Source organism: Sunxiuqinia dokdonensis (assembly GCF_001270965.1).
Lineage (GTDB): Bacteria > Bacteroidota > Bacteroidia > Bacteroidales > Prolixibacteraceae > Sunxiuqinia > Sunxiuqinia dokdonensis.
Map to the genome: position 1 here is coordinate 45848 of NZ_LGIA01000023.1, position 20322 is coordinate 66169.

At 46.9% G+C, this 20322-nt stretch carries 18 protein-coding genes and 1 tRNA gene; 8 read left to right on the forward strand and 11 right to left on the reverse strand.

Annotation, left to right across the window (positions count from 1 at the left end):
• Nucleotides 1-11: 11 nt before the first annotated feature.
• The 3 genes from NC99_RS02330 to NC99_RS02340 form a co-directional block, all read right to left on the reverse strand.
• Complete coding sequence (locus tag NC99_RS02330) at nucleotides 12-3257, reverse strand: TonB-dependent receptor (protein ID WP_239684389.1); 3246 nt, start codon at nucleotides 3255-3257, stop codon at nucleotides 12-14.
• A 157-nt stretch (nucleotides 3258-3414) separates the two neighbouring features.
• Entirely contained in the window at nucleotides 3415-4611 is a 1197-nt protein-coding gene (locus tag NC99_RS02335; protein ID WP_053179452.1) for a FecR family protein, read from the reverse strand.
• A 71-nt stretch (nucleotides 4612-4682) separates the two neighbouring features.
• A complete protein-coding gene (locus NC99_RS02340; protein WP_053179454.1) occupies nucleotides 4683-5303 on the reverse strand; it encodes an RNA polymerase sigma factor in 621 nt (206 codons plus the stop codon).
• Nucleotides 5304-5486: 183 nt separating this feature from the next.
• Here NC99_RS02340 and NC99_RS02345 point away from each other — a divergent pair, with 183 nt between their 5' ends.
• Nucleotides 5487-6488, forward strand: coding sequence for an SRPBCC family protein (locus NC99_RS02345; RefSeq protein WP_053179456.1), 1002 nt, complete (start codon nucleotides 5487-5489; stop codon nucleotides 6486-6488).
• A 3-nt stretch (nucleotides 6489-6491) separates the two neighbouring features.
• Here the strand turns inward: NC99_RS02345 and NC99_RS02350 are convergent, their stop codons facing one another.
• The 6 genes from NC99_RS02350 to crtD are packed head-to-tail and all read right to left on the reverse strand — an operon-like array spanning nucleotide 6492 to nucleotide 11720.
• Nucleotides 6492-7235 carry a tetratricopeptide repeat protein gene (locus tag NC99_RS02350; protein WP_157624374.1) on the reverse strand — a complete coding sequence of 248 codons (744 nt, stop codon included), beginning with the start codon at nucleotides 7233-7235 and terminating at the stop codon, nucleotides 6492-6494.
• The gene (locus NC99_RS02355) at nucleotides 7208-8311 is read right to left on the reverse strand and encodes a glycosyltransferase (RefSeq protein WP_053179460.1); all 1104 of its coding nucleotides are present in this window, start codon (nucleotides 8309-8311) and stop codon (nucleotides 7208-7210) included. The genes NC99_RS02350 and NC99_RS02355 overlap by 28 nt, the downstream gene beginning before the upstream one ends.
• Nucleotides 8304-8912 carry a lysophospholipid acyltransferase family protein gene (locus NC99_RS02360; RefSeq protein WP_053179462.1) on the reverse strand — a complete coding sequence of 203 codons (609 nt, stop codon included), beginning with the start codon at nucleotides 8910-8912 and terminating at the stop codon, nucleotides 8304-8306. The genes NC99_RS02355 and NC99_RS02360 overlap by 8 nt, the downstream gene beginning before the upstream one ends.
• Nucleotides 8909-9607: a fatty acid desaturase gene (locus NC99_RS02365; protein ID WP_239684390.1), complete on the reverse strand. Its 699-nt coding sequence runs from the start codon at nucleotides 9605-9607 to the stop codon at nucleotides 8909-8911. The genes NC99_RS02360 and NC99_RS02365 overlap by 4 nt, the downstream gene beginning before the upstream one ends.
• Nucleotides 9604-10251, reverse strand: coding sequence for a carotenoid biosynthesis protein (locus NC99_RS02370; RefSeq protein WP_053179464.1), 648 nt, complete (start codon nucleotides 10249-10251; stop codon nucleotides 9604-9606). Before NC99_RS02370 ends, NC99_RS02365 begins: the two co-directional genes overlap by 4 nt.
• The gene (gene crtD / locus NC99_RS02375; RefSeq protein WP_053179466.1) at nucleotides 10248-11720 is read right to left on the reverse strand and encodes a 1-hydroxycarotenoid 3,4-desaturase CrtD; all 1473 of its coding nucleotides are present in this window, start codon (nucleotides 11718-11720) and stop codon (nucleotides 10248-10250) included. The genes NC99_RS02370 and crtD overlap by 4 nt, the downstream gene beginning before the upstream one ends.
• A 180-nt stretch (nucleotides 11721-11900) precedes the next feature.
• Here crtD and NC99_RS02380 point away from each other — a divergent pair, with 180 nt between their 5' ends.
• From NC99_RS02380 to NC99_RS02390, 3 genes are read left to right on the forward strand one after another with little or no spacing between them, the layout of a single operon-like run.
• Nucleotides 11901-13385, forward strand: a complete 1485-nt coding sequence (locus NC99_RS02380; RefSeq protein ID WP_053179468.1) for a phytoene desaturase family protein — start codon at nucleotides 11901-11903, stop codon at nucleotides 13383-13385.
• The gene (locus NC99_RS02385) at nucleotides 13369-14202 is read left to right on the forward strand and encodes a phytoene/squalene synthase family protein (RefSeq protein ID WP_053179470.1); all 834 of its coding nucleotides are present in this window, start codon (nucleotides 13369-13371) and stop codon (nucleotides 14200-14202) included. Before NC99_RS02380 ends, NC99_RS02385 begins: the two co-directional genes overlap by 17 nt.
• Nucleotides 14203-14892: a lycopene cyclase domain-containing protein gene (locus tag NC99_RS02390; RefSeq protein WP_053179472.1), complete on the forward strand. Its 690-nt coding sequence runs from the start codon at nucleotides 14203-14205 to the stop codon at nucleotides 14890-14892.
• A 39-nt stretch (nucleotides 14893-14931) separates the two neighbouring features.
• Here NC99_RS02390 and NC99_RS02395 read toward each other — a convergent pair whose 3' ends face one another.
• Nucleotides 14932-15453 carry a YhcH/YjgK/YiaL family protein gene (locus NC99_RS02395; protein ID WP_053179474.1) on the reverse strand — a complete coding sequence of 174 codons (522 nt, stop codon included), beginning with the start codon at nucleotides 15451-15453 and terminating at the stop codon, nucleotides 14932-14934.
• Between the two features lie 303 nt (nucleotides 15454-15756).
• Between NC99_RS02395 and NC99_RS02400 the strand changes: the two genes are divergently transcribed.
• From NC99_RS02400 to NC99_RS02410, 3 genes are all read left to right on the forward strand, one after another.
• A complete protein-coding gene (locus NC99_RS02400) occupies nucleotides 15757-16248 on the forward strand; it encodes a hypothetical protein (RefSeq protein WP_053179476.1) in 492 nt (163 codons plus the stop codon).
• A gap of 65 nt (nucleotides 16249-16313) precedes the next feature.
• Nucleotides 16314-16844 carry a hypothetical protein gene (locus NC99_RS02405; protein ID WP_053179479.1) on the forward strand — a complete coding sequence of 177 codons (531 nt, stop codon included), beginning with the start codon at nucleotides 16314-16316 and terminating at the stop codon, nucleotides 16842-16844.
• 147 nt (nucleotides 16845-16991) lie between these two features.
• A tRNA-Gln gene (locus NC99_RS02410) sits at nucleotides 16992-17064 on the forward strand.
• Nucleotides 17065-17156: 92 nt separating this feature from the next.
• Here NC99_RS02410 and NC99_RS02415 read toward each other — a convergent pair.
• Entirely contained in the window at nucleotides 17157-19853 is a 2697-nt protein-coding gene (locus NC99_RS02415; protein WP_053179481.1) for a glycoside hydrolase family 78 protein, read from the reverse strand.
• A gap of 79 nt (nucleotides 19854-19932) precedes the next feature.
• On the opposite strand from NC99_RS02415, the gene NC99_RS02420 reads away from it, so the two are divergent.
• Nucleotides 19933-20166, forward strand: coding sequence for a nitrilase-related carbon-nitrogen hydrolase (locus NC99_RS02420; RefSeq protein WP_053179483.1), 234 nt, complete (start codon nucleotides 19933-19935; stop codon nucleotides 20164-20166).
• Nucleotides 20167-20322 lie beyond the last annotated feature (156 nt).

A 20322-nucleotide genomic window follows, 5' to 3' on the forward strand; every position in this document is an offset into this window, starting at 1 on the left:
CAGTTTTTAGGTTAAAATTGAAAGTTTACGCCAAAAGTAAAGGTCCTCGGCTTGGGATAGGTAGTGTAGTCGATCCCCATGGACGGGACACCGTTCTCCGATGCGTCCACATTCACTTCGGGGTCGAAACCACTGTAGTCCGTTAGCAACAGCAGGTTGTTTCCGGTTACATACACCCTTGCCCGGCTTAACCAGTCGATGGCTTTGGTGTCGAAAGTGTATCCCAGGGTCAGGTTAGACAAGCGTAAGAACGAAGCATCTTCAATAAATCGCGAAGAGAACGCGTTGGAGTTGGAGGGACTTTCGTTGGATTCGAGTACAGCCTTGGTGACATTGTAACCATTGTTTAAAGGCCCTTTAAAGAACAGGGTGTTGGCTGTGTTGTTGTACACTTTATTTCCTTCGGAGCCATACCAGAACATACTCAGGTCAAACTTCTTATAGTTTAACTTCGTAGTAAAACTGTAGGTGATGTCGGGCAAGGCCGATCCAAGATACTCTCGAACAACATTCCCTTCGGAGTCTGTTTTATAAGTACTCAGGCCATTGGCATCCAAACCTTCGAACACCATGCCGTAGAAGGTTCCAACCGGCTGTCCGTTCGTGATAATTTGTACCCGGGTATCACTCAATCCCTGTCCGCTGGCATTACCGGTCTCAATCAGTTTTACCGGCAAATCCTTGACCTCATTTTTAATGTAAGCGAAGTTCACGCCCAACTCCCAGCTCAGGTCATTACGATCAACCACCAAACCATTCACGCCCAGCTCAATACCATTGTTGATGATTTTTAAATCAGGCACATTCTGCCATTGCGTTTGTGTAGCGGCAGGAGCTTTTGCCGGAATTTCCAACAAAACATCTTCGGTGGTTTTGTTGAAAACATCGATGGTTCCCGACAGGCGATTTTCGTAAAATCCAAAGTCGATCCCAAAGTTTGTTTGAATGGTGGTTTCCCATTGAATATCGGGGTTTGGTGTTCTCAGGAACGTGATTCCCGGAGAAAGCGCGCCGTTAAAATAGCCATTGGCTGAAGGCGTGGTTCCAACTGCCAACAAAGAAATCTTATCTGGAATTTCCTGGTTTCCGGTTAATCCCCATCCCAGGCGTACTTTCAGGTTGCTTAGGTTGGTGGCTCCTTCCATAAAATCTTCTTCAGAAAGTCGCCAGGCAAAGGCCGCCGATGGAAAAAATCCGTATTTCTTGTTCTCACCAAATTTGGAAGAACCGTCAAAACGGCCGGTAAAAGTAAAGAGGTACTTGTCTTTGTAATTGTAGTTGACCCGTCCGAAGAACGATTGCAACTCGCGCTCGTAGGCGGATGAGTTCACGTCGGCCGAAGAGAAGTTGCCATATTCGAGGTTGTCGGTGTACTTGATATCATCCACCTCAAATCCGTTGACATTCATCTCCGAAGTGGCGACTTTCATAAACTGGTAGGCGTGGCCGGCCAGGAAATCAAAATGGTTGTCGCTTCCAACATCTTTCGAATAGGTCACATAGTTTTCAATCAAGCGGTTGTTGGCCGAAATGGCGTTGATGTCCGCTTCCCCTTTGTTGGTCAGGTAGCTCAATTCCTTATCCTGGTTCACGCGGCGCTCGGCCACGGTGCGGTCAAAGCCAACATTGATTTTGTACTTCAAATTAGGAACGATCTGGTATTCAGCCGACATGTTGGCCAAGATCCGGTCGGTTTGGGTTTCGTCGTCCACCAGATCGATCATGGCCACCGGGTTACGCTGGTCAATGGCATGTTGATAGTAAGAACCATCGGAGTTATAGATTGGGAAGGTTGGGTTCAGCTTCAAGGCTGAAAGAATCAGGTCACCTTCAAAACCTCCGGTTTCGGAAATTGGCGCCCGATAATCTTCTACATGCGAAGCGATCAAACTTCCAACCAAATTCAGGCGCCCTTCAAAGGCTTTTTGCGAAACCTTAATCTTACCATTCAGCTTTTGTACGCCTGTTGATTCAATAATCCCTTCCTGGTCCAAATAGCCCAATGAGGTTTGGTAGGTGAAGTTATCGGTTCCGCCACCGTATGACAGGTTGTGGCTTTGTGTAATTCCCGTGGCAAAAATCTCATCCTGCCAGTTGTTATTGGCTCCCATATCCAAAAGTTTTGTTCCATCGGCTTTGGTATAGGAACGGAATTCATCGGCAGTAAGCATATCCATCTTCTCGCGGATTTGCGACACCCCCACATAACCGTCATAGTTCAGCGTGCCTTCGCCTTTTTTCCCTTTTTTGGTGGTGATGATCACCACGCCATTCGCACCCCGGGCACCATAAATAGCCGTTGACGAAGCATCCTTTAAAATATCGATCGACTCAATATCCTCCGGGTTGAGAAAGCTGATCGGGTTTTTGTTTGATGATTCGTTGATCCCGGCAGCTGTTCCGCCGTTTGGTGTAACATCGGCGTTATCCAGAGGAATTCCGTCAACCACATACAGCGGTTCCTGCCCCGAACGAATGGAGTTGGAACCACGAATACGAACGGACATGCCACTTCCGGGTTCCCCGCTGTTTTGGGTGATATTGACACCCGAAACACGTCCCTGCATCATTTCCACCGGCGAGGTCGCCACACTTTTATTCATATCATCTTCCGTCAAACGGTTCATGGCGCCAGTCAGGTCACTTTTGCGCTGAACACCATAACCAACGGCCACAATTTCTTCAATCTGAAGGACATCTTCAACCAGTTGAATGTTGAACGTGCTGCGGTTGCCAATCGCTACTTCCTGCGGCTGAAAGCCAACAAAAGAAAACACCAGCACTTGGGCATCATCAGGGATTGAGAGATTGAATGCCCCGTCAAAATCGGTGATGGTTCCGGTGGTGGTTCCTTTGACCAACACCGTCACTCCGGGCAAAGGTTGTCCTTCCGAATCGACCACCTTGCCGCTGACCAAGTTTTCGGCTTGTTGCCCCATGGCAGGCAGTGGATTTTCGGCCCGTTGGGTAATGACAATCTGCCGGTCTTTGATGGTGTAATCGACCGCTGTTCCGGAAAAAATCTGATCCAGAATTTTTTCGACCGAAGAATTTTTGACGATCACCGACACTTCTTTCGTGACATCCAGGATGTCGTCAGAATAAACAATAATGTATTCACTGTTCTCTTCAATTTCGGTGAACACTTGCTTAATGGTGGCATTGTTTAGCCTAAGCGAGAATTTTGTGCTTTGCGAATAGCTGTTCCCAACAGCGCTTAAAACACTGAGCAGAAGCAATAATACAGATAACCTCATAACAAGGAACATTTTTTTGAATCCTCCACTTGAATGAAAGATTCTTTGATACGACTTTTTTTTCATACTTTTAAAACGTTTAGTTTAACGACTAATAATCAGAGCCCTTGGGCTAACCGGAGGATATGGCGGTATTCTCCGGTTTTTTTTTTGAAATTTATTTCTTCATAACAATAAAATCTCCGTTGCTTTTTTTGGCCCAATCAATCGGAACCGTTAGTTTGATAATATTGAGTACTTCTTCGGGGCTTTTCTCCAAATCGAGTTTTCCCGAAATTTTATACGCTCCAACAAGCGGGTCTTTCAGGCTGATGTGAATGTTATAGTAGCGTTCAATCATTTTAATCAGCCGGTTAAGATCTTCAGATTCTGATTTCAATACGCCTTCTTTCCACGACGTGTACATGCTCACATCAACCACGCGCAGTGTTGTTTCGCGGCTTTCTCTGTTCAGGGTCAGCTTTTGATTGGGCACCAGCAGGATTTGCTGATCTTTTTGAATGACACCATTCCCCTTAATCTCCAAACCAACACTTCCTTCTTCCAGAATGGCAGCTACGAAATCATCTTCGGGATAGGCCGACACATCGAAGCGGGTTCCAAGCACCTGCACATTCATATCGGAGGTGCGCACGATAAATGGCTTCTCCTTATTTTTAGCCACATCGAAATAAGCCTCCCCAATCAGCATCACTTCGCGTTTTTTCCGAAGAAAAACAGAAGGATAAACCAACTGGCTTCCGGCATTCAACCACACTTTGGTACCATCTGAAAGGGTAATCATCGATTTTTTTCCGTAGGGAATAATCACCTTGTTCATATATTCCCTGCCTTCGAGTTGGTTTTGGTTGATGGTGTCATTGTTGACGATGAGCTGGCTGCCGGTACTGCCATAGGTAATGGCCGATTCCTTTTGTTCCAGCGAAACTTCGGAGCCGTCGGATAGAATGATTTTGGCTTCATTGCTGCCCGACTCATTCAACTCAGTCAGGTCGTAGTGGAGTTCGCGCGAGTTTTCGTACAGGTAAAAAGCCAGGGCGCCCGAGGCAAACATGAGCAACAGCACTGCTGCATAGCGCAACATGCGAACCAGCTTCCGGACTTTTGGGCGCTTGGCACTTCGAAGCACGCCGTTCCAAATGTCGTAGGTTTCATCCAGGCTCAGTTTTTCATGCTCGTGCTGAAACATACTGACAATAAACTTGGCCTGCTCCACATTCACTTTCCGCTCAGGAAATTCTTCGATAAATGATTTCCAGAATTTTTCATGCTCCTCCGTGGGATCATTCAACCACTGAATGAAATAATCGTCTGCTAAAAAATCCTCGGGTGTGTAGTTTTTATACTTCTCCATCTTTACAAGTTCTGCTCACAAAAGACAGCGACTTGCTTTTTGTTGATGGATTTTTCAGAAAAAAATACCTGCTAAACAACAGGTTTTATATTTCGAAGGAATAAAACAAGGAAAGATTGGTTGAAAATATCAGACTTAACCGACAGGATTTCACGAAGTTTAGCAATGGCACGATGAATCAGTGCCCGCGACGATTGGTAGTTTAAATTCATAATCATCGAAATTTCCTTGTAGTCCAAGCCCCGGGTAAATCGCAGGTAAATGGCTTCTTTTTGCCGATCGGTCAGCGACTCAATGGCTTCAACCAGTTCCTTTTTCTGGCGCTCGGTCAGTTCAAACTCGGTATGGTCAAAGCTGTGCAAAAAAGCCAGGTCAAATCGGACGGTGGATTCAGCATCAACATGTTGAAGCCGATGTGCCTTCTGAATTTCACGCACCAATTTACGTTTCATCGCTTTAAAAAGATAAAGGCGAATGTTGTCGGTACCTGACAAGTTTTCACGATTCCGAATCAGGGTGCAAAAAATATCCTGAATCGCATCTTTCACCAAATCGCGGTCCGAAGTCATTTTGCAACCATAATCAAACAGGGCGTTGGCATGCCGTAAGTAGATGAGTGACAGCACTTGTTCGTTGCCGTGAAGAAATTTCGACCACAAGGTCTGATCATTTTCTTTCAGGTGAGCAGGCATAAAAGGTCTTCGTTAAGTTGATGGTAAAGTTAGTACAAGTGTATTAAATAATCTACATTCATAAAAATGCTTTGGTAATATTGTAAGAACAAGCTGGACTTTAATCACAGGGATTCACTAATATTTTTGTATCTTTTTTTTCAATTTTATTGAGCAAAAAAAAACAGTTCAAAAAAGCTACCTATGAAAACGTTTAGAAAATTTCTGTTAGGCCTTGGCATTATTCTTTTCGCCATGTTGGTCGTCGCCTACTTCCTTCCCCGCCACGTTCACGTTGAGCGAACAGGCACGATTGCTGCTCCGGCCAAAGTTGTTTTTAACCAGGTGAATAACCTCCACACCTGGGACAAGTGGGCCGTCTGGATGCAGATGGATCCGGACATGCAAGTCGAATTTGAAAACACCGGCATTGGAAAAAACGCGGCCTACACCTGGAACAGTGAAAACCCCAACCTGGGCGCGGGAAAGCTGACCATTACCGAATCGGTTCCCTACGATTCGATTGCCACCGAAATGAATTTCATGGAAGAAGGAATTTCAACCAGCTATTTTTTATTTGAAGAAAAACACGGACAGACAGCAATCACCTGGGCGTTCGACACCGACTTGGGAAACAATCCCGTTGCCCGGTGGATGGGACTCTTTTTTGAATCGATGATTGGAAGCGATTTTGAAACGGGAATTGCCAACTTGAAGGTGGTTGCAGAAACCATCGTCCAGGAAGGGCGCCCGATTGTTGAACTTGTCAAGCTCCCGGAGTTTAACTACATCAGCATACGCGAGGACGTAGAGCTGGAAGCGGTGTCGACACAAATGGGCCAGGTATACAGCCAGCTGATGAACCTGATTGAACGGCACGACTTGGTGATGACCGACATGCCCTATGCCATTTATCACAAAATTGACGGAAACCGAATCGACCTGGAATGTGGCATTCCGGTGGATTATGGCATTGAGCAGCAGGGCGCGGTGTTGTCGGGCAAAATGCCCTCGCGAACTTATGCCACGGCTGACCACATCGGCTCGTACGAGAACCTGGATCAAACCCACAGTTTTATTCAGCGCTGGATACCTGAAAATGGATTGACACTGGCCGGCAGCCCCATGGAAAAATACCTGACGGATCCCCAGCAACAGCCGGATGAATCGAAATGGGTGACCGTGATTTACTATCCGGTGCGATAGGAATTAATCGAGCATTGTTGCTGGCAAAAAATCATCCAACCACGGTAGTTTTCCATATTCATTCTCCAATTGTTGCCGTGTGCGTTGGTAAAGTTCGCGCTGCCCGGTTTCAAAATACCCTTTCATGATAAACACCTGAACCAACACTTTCAGGTAGTTGCAGGTTTCATCGCCCTGCTCAAACAAGGCCAGCGACTTTTTGTAGGCTTCAATAGCTTGCAGCTTGTCGCCCCCAAAAAGAGCCGGCCGGTTATACAGCGAATTTCCCGCTTCGAGCCAGGCCATGGGTTCGTTGGGGTCGAGCTTCAGGGCCTGCTGCACCGATGCTTCTACTTTTGGCCCCAGAAAAGGCGCTTTATACTTTGCCAGGCCTATTTTGAATGCCTGAAAAGCTCCCTGCAAACTCAGCAGCCTGGCATCGCCGGGATATCGCTTGAGCAAATCATCCAGGTGGTCATTGGCTTCGTTCAAAACCGGTTTAACCTGATCATCCTGCTCCGTTCCAAAATAATAGCCAATCAATCCGTAGCGGGCTTGCAAGGCCAGCAAAATCCACTCGCGATCATTGGGGTGCGCCGATTCTATTTCTTCCGCCCACTGAAGCCACTGGCTCATATCGCCTTTGAGATACGCCTGGTGAAACTGACAGCGGAAGGCTTCCCGGTCAGCTCCGGAAGCCCCCAGCGCCAGCATCAGCAAAACCACCGTTACGAGAGTCATTATCCTGCTAGGGTACGATTTTTCCATTGTCCGTTTTTTTTGATTCGAAGACCAAGATTGGCATAAATTAAATGCGTGAAAAATAGGATATTCAGCGGATGCAGCAGGAGACTTGCCCCCAACTTTTCGCGGCTGGCACTGGAAACAGCCAGGCGGTTGATGATGAACAAGCCCAGGTAAACCAGCAGCCCACTCCACGACCAGCTTAAAAACAAAGCGACAGGCGTGGCCAGGAGGGAAACCCAAAACAGGATCATCAAGATGCGGCTTCCCAAAAAGAACTCATGGACATTGCGAGAAAACCCTTGTAAACTGGCCTGGTAGCTTTGATACATCCGACAAAAAACATCGTTGTTTCCCAACAAAACAGCAACCCGATGCCCTTGCTCCTTCACCATCCGAACGATCAAAATATCTTCAACATAACTGGCTTTAACCTTTTTATGCCAACAATTCTTTCTATAGTGAAGGGCATCGAACAGCATAAACTGGCCATTACCCGCGGCAAACAGTGGGTTTTTCAATTTCAGGACCGCGAGCAGGGGCAATAAATTCAACAAAGCCCAGTTCATGAACGGCACAGTTATACGTTCCGCATTGCTCTGCATCAACTGACGCGGAAAAATCGTTAACAAGGCCAATTGCCTGGAATTAAAAAAGGCCAGCGCCTTTTCAAGCGAATGGCTTGCCAGCGTAACATCTGCATCGACAAACAGCAAATAATCGCCCGTTGCTTTTTTTGCCAGTTGATGACAGGCGTAGTTTTTTCCACTCCACGAAGGCGGAAGCGGTTCGCCCTGAAAATAGCCAATGCGCGGATCTTTCGCTTTCCATTCCTTCAAAATTTGCCAAGTATGATCAGAGGAATGATCATCACAAACCCAAACTTCAACCTCCGGATAATCCAACCGGAGAATCGAGTTCAACAGCCGCGGAAGATTTTCCTCTTCATTCCTGGCCGGAATCAAGATGGATACTTTTCCGCCCGGCTTGCATTTTGCCACAGGCAAAAAAGGTTTGCCTGCCGCATTCACCACCGCCACCAAGGTGCGTAAAATCATCAACACCAGTAAACTCATTGATATCAGAAGCAGGTTACTCATCTTGTTTTGTTATGCATTGATGACGAAACTCGTTGTAGGCAGTTGCTAAAGCCGCGCTTGTTTTGGCGCCTTCGTACGATTTCAAATAAAAACGAACCACTGGTTTTGCACGACTGAAATAATCGACCAGACAAACGCAAAAGCAAACCTGAATATCCACCTTCGATCGTTTTAAAATCCACGAGGCACCGCGTTCAAATGTAACCGGCGTTTGGTGTTGCGATTGAATCTGCCCTTGCGGATACAAACAAACCAAGTTGGTTGGATCATCAAGTAATGCAACGGCATAGTTCAGGCTTTCAATCAGCTCGCGCGAATCCTTCCGCACCGAAAACGCTCCACAGCGGTTGATAAACATCCGCCTGCGCAGCTGCTCCTCCAACATCATGACGTGAAATTTTCGCTTGAAAATATGCCGGCTCAGGTAAAAAGACCAATAGCCATCCCACCAGCTAAAATGATTTTGCAGCAAAAGAACCGGCTTTCCGGCAGCGGGAACTTCGCCATGAATCTCCATCCCGCGAAACTGGAAGAACATGCGCAGGCGAAAGTAAAGATCGAAAAACCAAATGGTCAGCGGATCGTGGTTTGATGAAATCATGCCGAACGCTCTCCTTTCCGTTTGTCTTTTTCGCTGTAAAGTTGCCACCACGGCACGCGCGGAATTTCGTGATGCTCCCAATGGTAGCCAAAAAAGTAACAGCTTAACATGGCCCACCAATGTGGTCCGCGTTGGCTACGTGCCCGGTGGGGCTGCATGCTTTCGGAATGCGGCTCACGATGCGGCAGGTAGGTGCCCACAAAAAACAACTGAAAGGTTGCCAGCAGGGCCGGAACAATCCAAAAAACGATGAGCTCGGGCACGCCAACCCAAATTTTTAGAATATTGAAAGCCACGGCCATCAAGAGAAACTGCCAAATCGTAGCATACCGTTTCAGAAAAACAAACCACCAAACGAAAAAATTTTGTGACCGGATGTAATAGTCCGGATCCTTTTCCGTCGCCGGAAACTGGTGGTGCAGGTAATGATTGGTGCGCAATTTTTGGTAGGAAAGCCCGGCAAAAAGTAAGGACGAAATCCACCCAAACAAAGTATTCACGCTTCTTTTTTTGCTGATGAGACCATGCATGGCATCGTGTCCGGTGATGAACAAACCGGTGTACAAATAAGCCTGCACAACAACATGAAAATAGGTCCACACCGAACTGGGCTCGGCCTGCAAAAAAACCAAGCTGTAGGTTAAATGTGCCAGCCAGCACAGCAAGACCACAATCGCAATGAATACGCCCATCATATCAGTTTTAAAATCAGATTCAAACCAAGAAAAAATACGAATTGAATCAACAAAATCCAAACCGCCAGCCGGTTGTTTAGTTGCAAACGCGCTGCCCGCATCAAGGCAAAAATCAAAAGCGAAACCAGGTACCAATCCACATAGTTTTTCAGCGGTATTTGCACCGTTTCCCACGACCACATCTTCAGGGCGGTGGCCACCGGTTCCATCACAAAATCGAAGGCAACCATCAGCAACGCGCCGATAAATGGAAAATACCAGCGTTGGTTAATTTTGTCGAAGAGCACGAACACGCCGTAGGCCAAAATCAGCCAATTGATGCCAATCAGCAAGGGGGTGTTCATCAGCTGGATGCCGAGTGCCGGCCCGTATTCATAGTCACCAAACAAGAGCCCGGTGTTCACGCCAATCAGCTCGGTGACAAATCCAATGCCGGCGACACCGATCAGCACAAAGGCCGTTTTGATTGACCATTTCCGCTGAAAATAGAGTAGCAGCAAAGTAGTCAGCAGCAAATTTACCGGCGTCAGCAAAACAAAAAGCGAGTAAGTCGCTTCAAACGAAAAACCCAGGATGCCAACCAAATAGAGGATGGCAATCACAATTTTGACGGACCGGATCACGACAGGATTTTCTTTCATCATCGTTTCATTTTTTCTTCTACCATTTCGGCTACAATTTTGGCCGACGACAAGCACAGCGGGATGCCTCCTCCGGGATGCACGCTGCCGCCAACAAAATACAAACCCGGCAAATCGCGCCGGAAGTTGGCATGCCGGTTAAAGGCCGCAAACGGACTGTTGGAACTTGGCCCGTACATGGCCCCCTGAAACGAGCCGGTCTGATCTTCAATCTTCACCGGATCAAGCACTTCTTCAAACAAAATATGTGCTTCGAGCTGTTCATCCAACAGCCGATTCAATTTCGTTAAAATCGATTGGCGAACCTCCGTTTTCAAGCTCGTCCAATCTTGCCCAACATTGGCCGGCGCATTCACCATCACAAACCAATTTTCCATTCCGGAAGGTGCGTCGGTTTTAACTTCTTTACTGCTGATAAACACATAAACCGTGGGATCGTTTGAAATGGTTTTCGTTTCGAACAAACAGGCAAACTCATCTTTATAATTTTTGCTGAAAAAAATATTGTGCAAATCCAGCTTCGGAAAACGCTTTTTCATTCCCCAATAAAAAATTAAAGCTGAAGACGAAGGCTCTGTCCGCTTAATTTTTTCCAAGCGCCTTTTATCCGGAAGAAGTTTGGAATAGAACTGATGAATGTCGATGTCGCTGACCACCAGCCCAAAATTCCGCTCCAATCCATTCACCCGAATCCCGGTCAATTGGCCGCTGCGAACAACAAGCTGGCTGACCGGCGTACTAAAATGAAACTGAACGCCTAATCGCATGGCCTGTTCCATTAGCGAATCCACAATTTGATACATGCCCTGCTTTGGGAAATAGGCGCCCAACTGGTGCTCCAAATGCGAAATAACACTCAGCGTGCCCGGCGTTCTGTAGGGATTGGATCCGTTGTAAGTCGCGTAACGGTCGAACAATTGCACCAGCCGGCTATCGGGAAATGCCTTCACATTGATTTGATGAAGCGTGGAAAACGCTTTCAGCCGAAAAAACTGAAGCAGTCGCTTCAAATTATCCCAGGTCAATAATTTTTGCAGGCGATGGAAAGCGTTGAAAATAAAAACCGGTGCCGTCAACTGGTAAATTCTTTCGGCCTGTTTCAGGTAATCAAGCACGCCCGATACGGGAATTCCGGTTTTTTGCTCCACCTCCTCAGCAAACCGATCCACATCAGCAAAAGCCGTTAGCTGTGTTCCATCTTCAAAAAAATATTGGGTGATGACTTCCAGCTTCCGATAGTCAAACTTCAAATCATCATCCAGCAGTTCGTCAACCAAGTCGGGCAAGGTGAACAACGAAGGGCCCTTGTCGAACCGAAAGCCCGCCTGTCTGAACTCCCTGATCTTTCCACCCGGGTAAGCCGCCTGCTCAAACACCTCAACAGGTATGCCCAGCCGTGCCAAACGAATGGCTGTGGCCAATCCACCAATTCCTGCGCCAATGACCGCAACTTTTGATCTCTTTTGATTCATTTCTTCGTAACTTTAATGCAAGGCGACCCTCCGGCTAAATTTTGCCTCAGCAAGTTAGCCTTTCAATTTCAGCAATAAAATAGCTCGTCGAATTTCGGCAAGCAAAAAAAACTTTCAATTACTTAAAAACATTTCGCGACTAAATTGTTTAAAGAATTATAAAAATTCTTAAACAAAAAGATGAATAAGAAAGTATTGATCATCGGAACCGGATTGGCCGGCTTATCTACAGCTCTTCGACTAACGACTGACGGCTACGAAGTTGAAATGGTAGAAAAATACCATCGCCCGGGAGGTCGTCTGAATTTATTGGAGAAAGACGGGTTCAAATTTGACATGGCGCCCACCTTTTTTAGCATGAGTTACGAGTTTAAAGAACTGGCTGACTACTGCAAAATTAAAATGCCTTTCGAGTTTGTCGAACTTGATCCGCTATACTCCGTTCATTTTGAAGGCGATGATCGCTCCTATCTCATTCACAAAAACCTAAAAAAGCTGGCCGAAGAATTCAAAAAAATTGAACCGGATCTGGAAAAGAAACTAGAGCGTTTCCTGAAATCAGCCGGTGAGATTTTTCACGATACGGAGAATATTGTCATCAAGCAAAATTTCGACAGTCTGCTGGGCTATTTGCTCCAGCTGACCCGGGTACCGATCAAACATGCGCCCAAAATGTTTTACTCGATGTGGCGCGAAATGGAAAAAAACTTCGACTCGTTTGAGGTGAAGGTCATCTTCTCGCTGGTTGGCTTTTTCCTGGGGGCCACGCCTTTCGACACCCCGGCTGTTTACTCCATGCTCAACTACACCGAGCTGGTGCACGATGGCTATCACAATGTAAAAGGTGGTATGTACAAAATTGTGGAAGGCCTGGTAAAAGAACTCGAGCAGCGAAATGTAAAGATGCACTACGGCGTTGAAATTGAGCGTTTCGAGAAAACCAATGGCCAGATTTCTGCCTTTTATGACCAAACCGGAAAAAAGTGGGCAGCTGATTTATTTGTGGTGAACGCTGATGCGGCGTCCTTCCGTGGCCAAATTCTTCAACGAAAAAAATACGCACCCAAAAAGCTCGACCAGAAAAAATGGACCCTGGCTCCACTCACCATCTATTTGGGACTAGACACCAAGGTGACCAACATGTATCATCACAACTACTTTCTACGGCGCAATTTCAAGGAGTACGCCGGAAAGATTTTCAAAAATACAATCAAACTCGACAAGCCTTATTATTACGTCAACATCCAGTCGATGCACAACCCGGCGTACGCGCCCGAAGGAAAAGAAAGCGTGTTTATCCTGTGCCCGGTTCCTGACCTTCGCTACAAAGCCAACTGGGACGATGCCGACGAAATTGCCGATGCTATTATTGCCGATATGGGCGAACGTACCGGCTTTGACTTTGCCGGCCACACGGAATCGCGATCGGTTTATTCGCCCAAAGACTGGGAAAGCGCGTTCAACCTGTACCAGGGAAGCGGCCTGGGTTTAGCTCACGACCTCAACCAGGTAGGCGGTTTCAGACCATCGAACAAAGACGAAGAATATAAAAACCTGTATTACGCCGGTGCCTCAACAGTTCCGGGAACCGGCCTGCCAATGACAGTGATTAGTTCAAGATTAGTAACCCAACGAATTTTAAAAGACCATGGAACTTTATCGTAAAAACAACCTGGATTGTAGTCGGATCACCACCCAAAATTACAGCACGTCCTTTTCGCTGGGTGTTCGCATGCTGAATAAAAAATACCGCTCCGGGATTTACAGCATCTATGGATTTGTGCGCTATGCCGACGAAATTGTGGATACCTTTTTTGAGCAGAACCAGGAAGAGATTTTTGCCGAGTTCAAGCTCGAAACGTTCAAAGCCATCGAACGCGGCTTCAGCATCAACCCAATTCTGGACAGCTTCCAGGATGCTGTTCACCGTTACCAAATTGATTTGGACTTGATTCATGCCTTTTTGTATAGTATGGAAATGGATTTGCACAAAACGACTTACGACCCACTTCTGCTGAAAACCTATATTTACGGATCGGCCGAGGTGGTTGGACTGATGTGCCTGCGCGTGTTTTATGCCAAAGAACCTGAGCAGTATGAACAACTGGTTACACCGGCCCGCAAGCTGGGAGCCGCTTTTCAGAAAGTAAATTTTTTACGCGATGCCCAGGACGATTTCGAAAATAAAGGCCGGATCTATTTCGAGAACATTGACTTCAACCAGTTTGATGCAGAGACCAAAGCGCAAATTGAACGCGAAATTGAGCGCGATTTTGCCGATGCCTTCCAGGGATTGAAAGCACTGAAAAAAGAAGTGCGCTTTGGCGTTTATCTGGCTTACATATACTACCTGCGGCTGTTCCGCAAAATCAAAAAAGCGCATCCCTCTCAGATATTGAAAAAGCGTTACCGGGTTTCCAATCCAAAAAAAATGTATCTTTTGGCCAACGCTTATCTAAAAAACGAGTTTAATATTTTGTAGATGGATTTACAAGCCTTCACCTATGCAGGGTTATTGTTGGGTACCATTGCCATTCCGCTGGCGCTGAGCTTCGATAAAAATGTTCATTTCTGGACCCGGTGGAAATACCTGTTCCCGGCGATTTTGATTACGGCTGTCGTGTTTATCTACTGGGATATCCAGTTTACAGCAGCCGGCATTTGGAGTTTTAATCACGAATACGTCGTAGGTTCCTACTTTTATGGATTACCGGTTGAAGAGTGGTTGTTTTTTCTGATTGTACCTTATGCCTGCGTATTTATCTACGAAGTGATCAACTTTTATTTTCAGCGGTATGAATTTCCAAACTTGTTTGTCGCCATTAGCCTGATCCTGATTGTGGTTTTTGCCTTGCTCAGCTTGTTTAACCGCGGCCAACTCTACACCTTTTTCAACTTTTTGTTTGCCGCCATCTTTTTGGGCTATGTCATCTTCCGAAACCAGTTTAAGCAGCACCTCACCAAGTTTTATGGCACCTATCTGATCTCGCTGCTGCCATTTCTGCTTGTTAACGGGGTACTAACAGCCCTACCGGTGGTCGAATATCACAGTGCACACATACTCAACATCCGGGTATTTACGATTCCTATTGAAGATTTTGGCTACTTGTTTTTGTTGCTTCTCATGAATATTTCCATTTATGAAACGCTAAAAACTCAGCGCTACTACTAACCACAAAGCGGCACAAGCGTTCCATAAAAACAGCGTTTTCTATTCAGCAACAGCAATTTTAATGACGAGCTTTTTCACCGGCTTCGACTCTTCGATCAATATTCCCGGCCGGTGGACATCTTCAGGAAAAAACAAAAAGAAACAACTTGGTGTGGCTGTAAAATACTCGCCTTCCTGTTCTCCAAAGAAGATCAAATCCTTGTCTGCGTCGTACTGCTGCGGTGCCAGGGCGCTACTCAGCGGCATTTGTCCCATGCGTTCCTCGCCTTCAATCAGGTACTGCAAATCGATGTATTTTCGGTGCGCCTCCCACCTGGCCTCTTCCGGGGTTTTGGTGGAGTACTCCGACACCGTGGCAAACACCTGATCACCAAGCAAAGGATACTTCCCCGGATCCAATGATTTCAGGTCCTTGGATAAAAACTCAAACACCGCTGTCCAACGATCAGCGTGAGCATGATAGTGATTGTAAAATTCGGTAATATTGATTGATGCATGTGCTTTAGGTTCATCTTTCGAAAACCAGCCACCTTCGTGAAACCACATTTGTTCTTTACTCATTTCTTTAGTTTTTTCGGGCCAAACACCCGGGTATTACTTTCTATATTCCGCTCATCACCTGTCCTTTAATCTCGAAATTGATTATTCATCCACCCCAGCGGCTTCCTTCCCTCTCAACATCCTGTTTGTGTGGGTAAAGGTAGAAAAAAGTAATTACCCGCATGACATAAGATGGCTTTAATCAATATTAAATGATGGTACCGCTCAAGGTTAAGAAATTATAAAATAGCGCTAATTTTGAGCCTCTTACCAAAAACATTTCGACAACTTTGCAGTTGTTATTTATGAAAACAATGTTCGATAATGGATCTTTTTGGAGTCGTTAAATTAATTCACGTTTTTCTGTTAGCCATGGTAAAGTATTCAGTTACTTTTCCTTATGCTTTGCTGATCGGCCTCGATGCGACACAGGCAATCCTTGTCGTAACGATTGGTGGAATCAGCGGCTTTTTCTTTTTCTACTACCTCAGTGCCGCGCTGCTTCGATTGCTAAAGCGGCGCCACATTAAAATCGTTGGATTTTTCAATACCCGATTCAACATCGACCTCAGCCGGCTTTCTCAAAAATGGAAACCCAATTTCTCCGGCTCAATGAAAAAAAGGCGTTTGTTTGTGCGGTTTCGCAACCGGTATGGCTTCATTGGAATCATCATTGCCACGCCGGTACTGCTGAGCATTCCGATTGGAGCCTTCCTACTCAACCGCTATTACTCCCGACGAAAGCATGTCTTTGCATACATGGTTCTGTCCATTTTGGGCTGGTCGCTGCTCTTTTCAGCGATCGTTATTATTTAACGGACTTTCGCCAAGCTCTTTTCTTCCTATTTGACAAGGTCTTATCTTTGGTTATTCTTTTTTGAATGACTGTGATGAAACAAACCGACTTTTATGCCCTGCTCGACACTTGGGAGAACATTCATGTGCTGGTTGATTACCTGATTGAATACCCCGATCAAATTGAAGATTTAGTAGATATCGGCTTGAATGCTCCGCAAAAAGAAACCTGGCGGGCCGTTTGGATCATGGACCGGATCCATGAAAAGAAGCCGGAGCTGGTTCGTGCGTACATTCCCCGCTTTATTGAAGCACTGCCGCTGACCAATCATGAAAGTAAGCTGCGGCACTTGCTAAAACTTGTCAGTCTAAATCCGCTCCCTCAAGACCAACTGGGCATGCTTTGGGATTTTGGTCTGGGCGTATTTGCCGATGCTTCACGACCAATCGCCATCCGCGTGCATGCCATGCAATTGCTATTCGAAATTACTGAAACCGTCCCGGACCTCAAACCCGAGCTCATGCAACTGATTGAACACGAAATGGAGTTTCATGGTTCCGCCGGAATCCGATCGCGTGGGAAAAAGCTGCTAAAGAAACTTTTGGCGGCAAGGTAAAACCGCGCCGTCGATTGACAAAACGCCAACTAAAATCACCTAAGGCGTTGCACATTCAAAAAGGTCGATTTTTTTCATTGAAAAAGGTTTGGGGTTTGATTTTTTTTATATTTTTGCAGCGTCTTTAAAGAAAAGACACTGAATGATTGACCCGTGGTGTAATTGGCAACACGTCTGATTTTGGTTCAGAAGAGTCCAGGTTCGAGCCCTGGCGGGTCAACAAAAAAGCTTGCAGTTTTCTGCAAGCTTTTCCTTTTTAAATACATTTGTCGGGTTCAGATTTCTCCCACAAAAATACCAGGTCATACCAATCTACCGGATTGAAAAGTGATAATCGCCCGCGTCAAGCTCCAAAATCACCTGATTCTTATTTTCTTCCAGAATTTTCAGCCTGGTGTTTTTCGTCAAATTTTTTCCTCCCGCTTCGACTTTTGCTCCCCGAAGCTGGAGCGTGGCCGTGCTGTTTGCCGGAACCGACACCTGGTATTCAACCGTTCGTCCATTCCTTTTCCATGAGGAGACAATGGTGCCATAGGGGCTTTCGTGCGTAGCTTCAAACTGATCCAGTCCTTTCACGAAATTCGGTTTCAACAGGATATTTTTGAAGCCGGGTTGTTCTTCATCGGGGAAAATACCACCCAGCGCTTTGTAGTACCAGGCGCTGATTTCGCCAAACATGATGTGATTCATCGAAATATCGCTTTTGGCATCCAGCGGCCAGTTTTCGTAGAACGTGGTGGCGCCGTTTACAATCCACCAGCCCCAGGACGGAAAGGTTTCTTGTGAGGCCACTTCCCACGCCAGCTCCGGGTAGCCATTTTCGCTCAGGGCATTCAGAATGGCTTTGGTGCCGAGCAGACCCACATCAATGTGCTTGTCATCGGCTTCCACCCGTTTGGCCAGGTTTTCGGCTACCTTTGCTTTTACTTCTTCCGGAACCAATCCCCAGTGTAGTGCTACGCTCAGCTCGGTTTGCAAACCACTGCCATACAAGCCCGTTTCACGGTCAAGATACTTGGCGTTCACCGCTTGCTTGATCTTTTCGGCCAGCGATGCGTAATGTTTGGAGTCCGCTTCTTTGCCCAGAATTTTTGCTGCCTTCGACAAGATCAAGGCATCCACGTAATAATACGCCGAGGAAGTAAACTCTTTGGGCGTTTGCGATTTTACCGGCACCCAGTCGCCCAATCCCCAGTCGGTAAGACCCGACGGATACAGCTCGTCAATATGGTCCACATAGCGTTTGATGTTGTCGTAGCAACGTTCCAGCAAGCGCGAATCGCCATAAAACAGATAAATATTCCAGGGAATAATGGCAATGGTGCTGGTCCAGTCGGGGCCGTTCGCCCAGGTGTAGCCCCAGCCGTCGGTGGGAATGATGGCCGGCAACACGCCGTTGGGCTGTTGCTCATCGCGGTGGTCGGCCAGCCACTTTTCGTACACGGTGATGCCGTCAAAATTATACAAGCCCGTTTCGATGGCAATATGGGCATCGCCTGTCCAGCCGTTTTTTTCGCGCTGCGGACAGTCGGTGGGATAGCCATACAAGTTGGAAAGATACGAGGCATTGGCCGCTTCCCAGGCTTTATTCAGGGTGGTATTGGATGAGTGAACCGTTCCTGAAGGCGGCACATCGCTGTGCATAAAGTAGGCGGTCAGGCTTTCCTGGGTCAGCTCCAGTGGCTGATCCGAAGTCACTTCCACATACTGAAATCCTTTGTAGTTAAAGCGCGGCATAAAGTGCTCCTCGCCCTTTCCACTCAAAATAAAAATATCGGTTTGAAAAGGATCCGAATCGTCTGTGGGCCGGTAGTGCACGTCGATATTGGATGGGTCTGCTTTTCCATCCGCATCCAGTCGCTCAACATGTTTTAACCGAATGGTGGTTCCTTCTGCTCCTGAAACTTGAATGCTCGTCACCCCGGCCATGTTCCTTCCGAAATCGAAGAGCCAGGTTTTTTCGCCCTGCCGGGTCACACGCACTGCCGGAATTTCGGTCACATGGCGAATTGGGTGCAAAACCTGCGCTGTAATGTTTTGCGAGGGCGCATTGGTGAGCATCGCATTGCGCCAGCCTTCCGCCTTGAAGCCGGGTGAATCCCAGCCTGCTTGCTCCAGGCGGGCATCGTAATGCTCGGCCGTATAAATGCTGTTGAAAATTACCGGGCTTAGCGAAGTCTGCCAGTCTGAGCCGGTACTCACGATTTCCTCCGATCCGTCATGGTAGGTGATTCGCAAATCCATGCAAAACTTGGGACGGGCACGCCAGGGCGCCTGGTCGAAATACCACACGGCTGTGGATTGGTGATTGTACCAGCCATTGCCCAGCAAAACGCCAAGCACGTTTTCGCCTTGTTGCAGCTTGTTGGTCACATCGTAGGTGACGTAGAGGTTACGCCGGTCGAAACGCGTATAGGCCGGATCGAGCCGATGATCGCCAATGCGTTCGCCATTGATGGACAGTTCATACAGGCCAGCCACCGCAATATAGGCCCGTGCCGACCGGATTTGTTTATTTGTGTTGAATGCCTTTCGGAAGTAGGGAGCAGGCTTCAGCTTGTAATCATGCGTATCGCTAATCCAATGCCCTTTCCAGTTGGTTTGCTGCATCAGGCCTGTTTCAAACCAGGCGATTGGCGACCAGTCGGACCAGTTTCCGCTTTCATCCTGAATTCGTACCCGCCAGTAATAGCGGGTAAAGGGATTGAGTTCAGGGCCTTGATAAATGGCCGGAATGGTGCCGGAACTAATAGTTCCCGAGACCCAAACATTGCCGGAGCCTGAGCTCACGTCAGCCTCATCGGTTCCCACCACAATTTGATAAGCCTGCTGCTTACTTCCGGCTTCTTTAGCCACGAGCTGCCAGGTAAATCGCGGACTGGGCTCGTCAATCCCCAAAGGATTTTCAAGGTACTCACATTGAAGTTTTGTGACCGTTGATTGAGAAAAGGCTGAAAAGCTGCAAGCCAATAAAAAAACGATGGCCAGGATTAGGTTAATTTTGCTCATGGATTGAATGTTTGTCCAAAAATAGCAAATTATCCGGTTTTACGCGGGCAGTCGCCGGGGTGCTGATCTAAGCCGCCGCGTGGGACACGAAGCCGACCCCTCATCACTTTCCGAAGGCATTGAATTTTGGGGAAACAGCTTTGTCAGTGGACCGCAAGGTGAGTTTTTGGGCCAGGCCAGTTCCGATAGCGAAGAAAATCTGCTGGTTGAGGTCGATTTAAGCCGCTCGGAAGATGTGCGGCGCATTTGGCCCTTTTTCCGCGACCGCCGGATTGGAAGCTACAGCAAGCTCACCAAACGATTCCTCGATTAAGGACTCACCGATAAGACAATTTTTTTTGTTGATAACAGGATTTTGACTGTTTGCGATATCATTTTGATTCATGACAACAGGGAAATGACTTCAAACAACAGGATTTTGGCTAGTGACAACAGGAAAATGGCTGGTGACAACACGGATTTTGGCTAG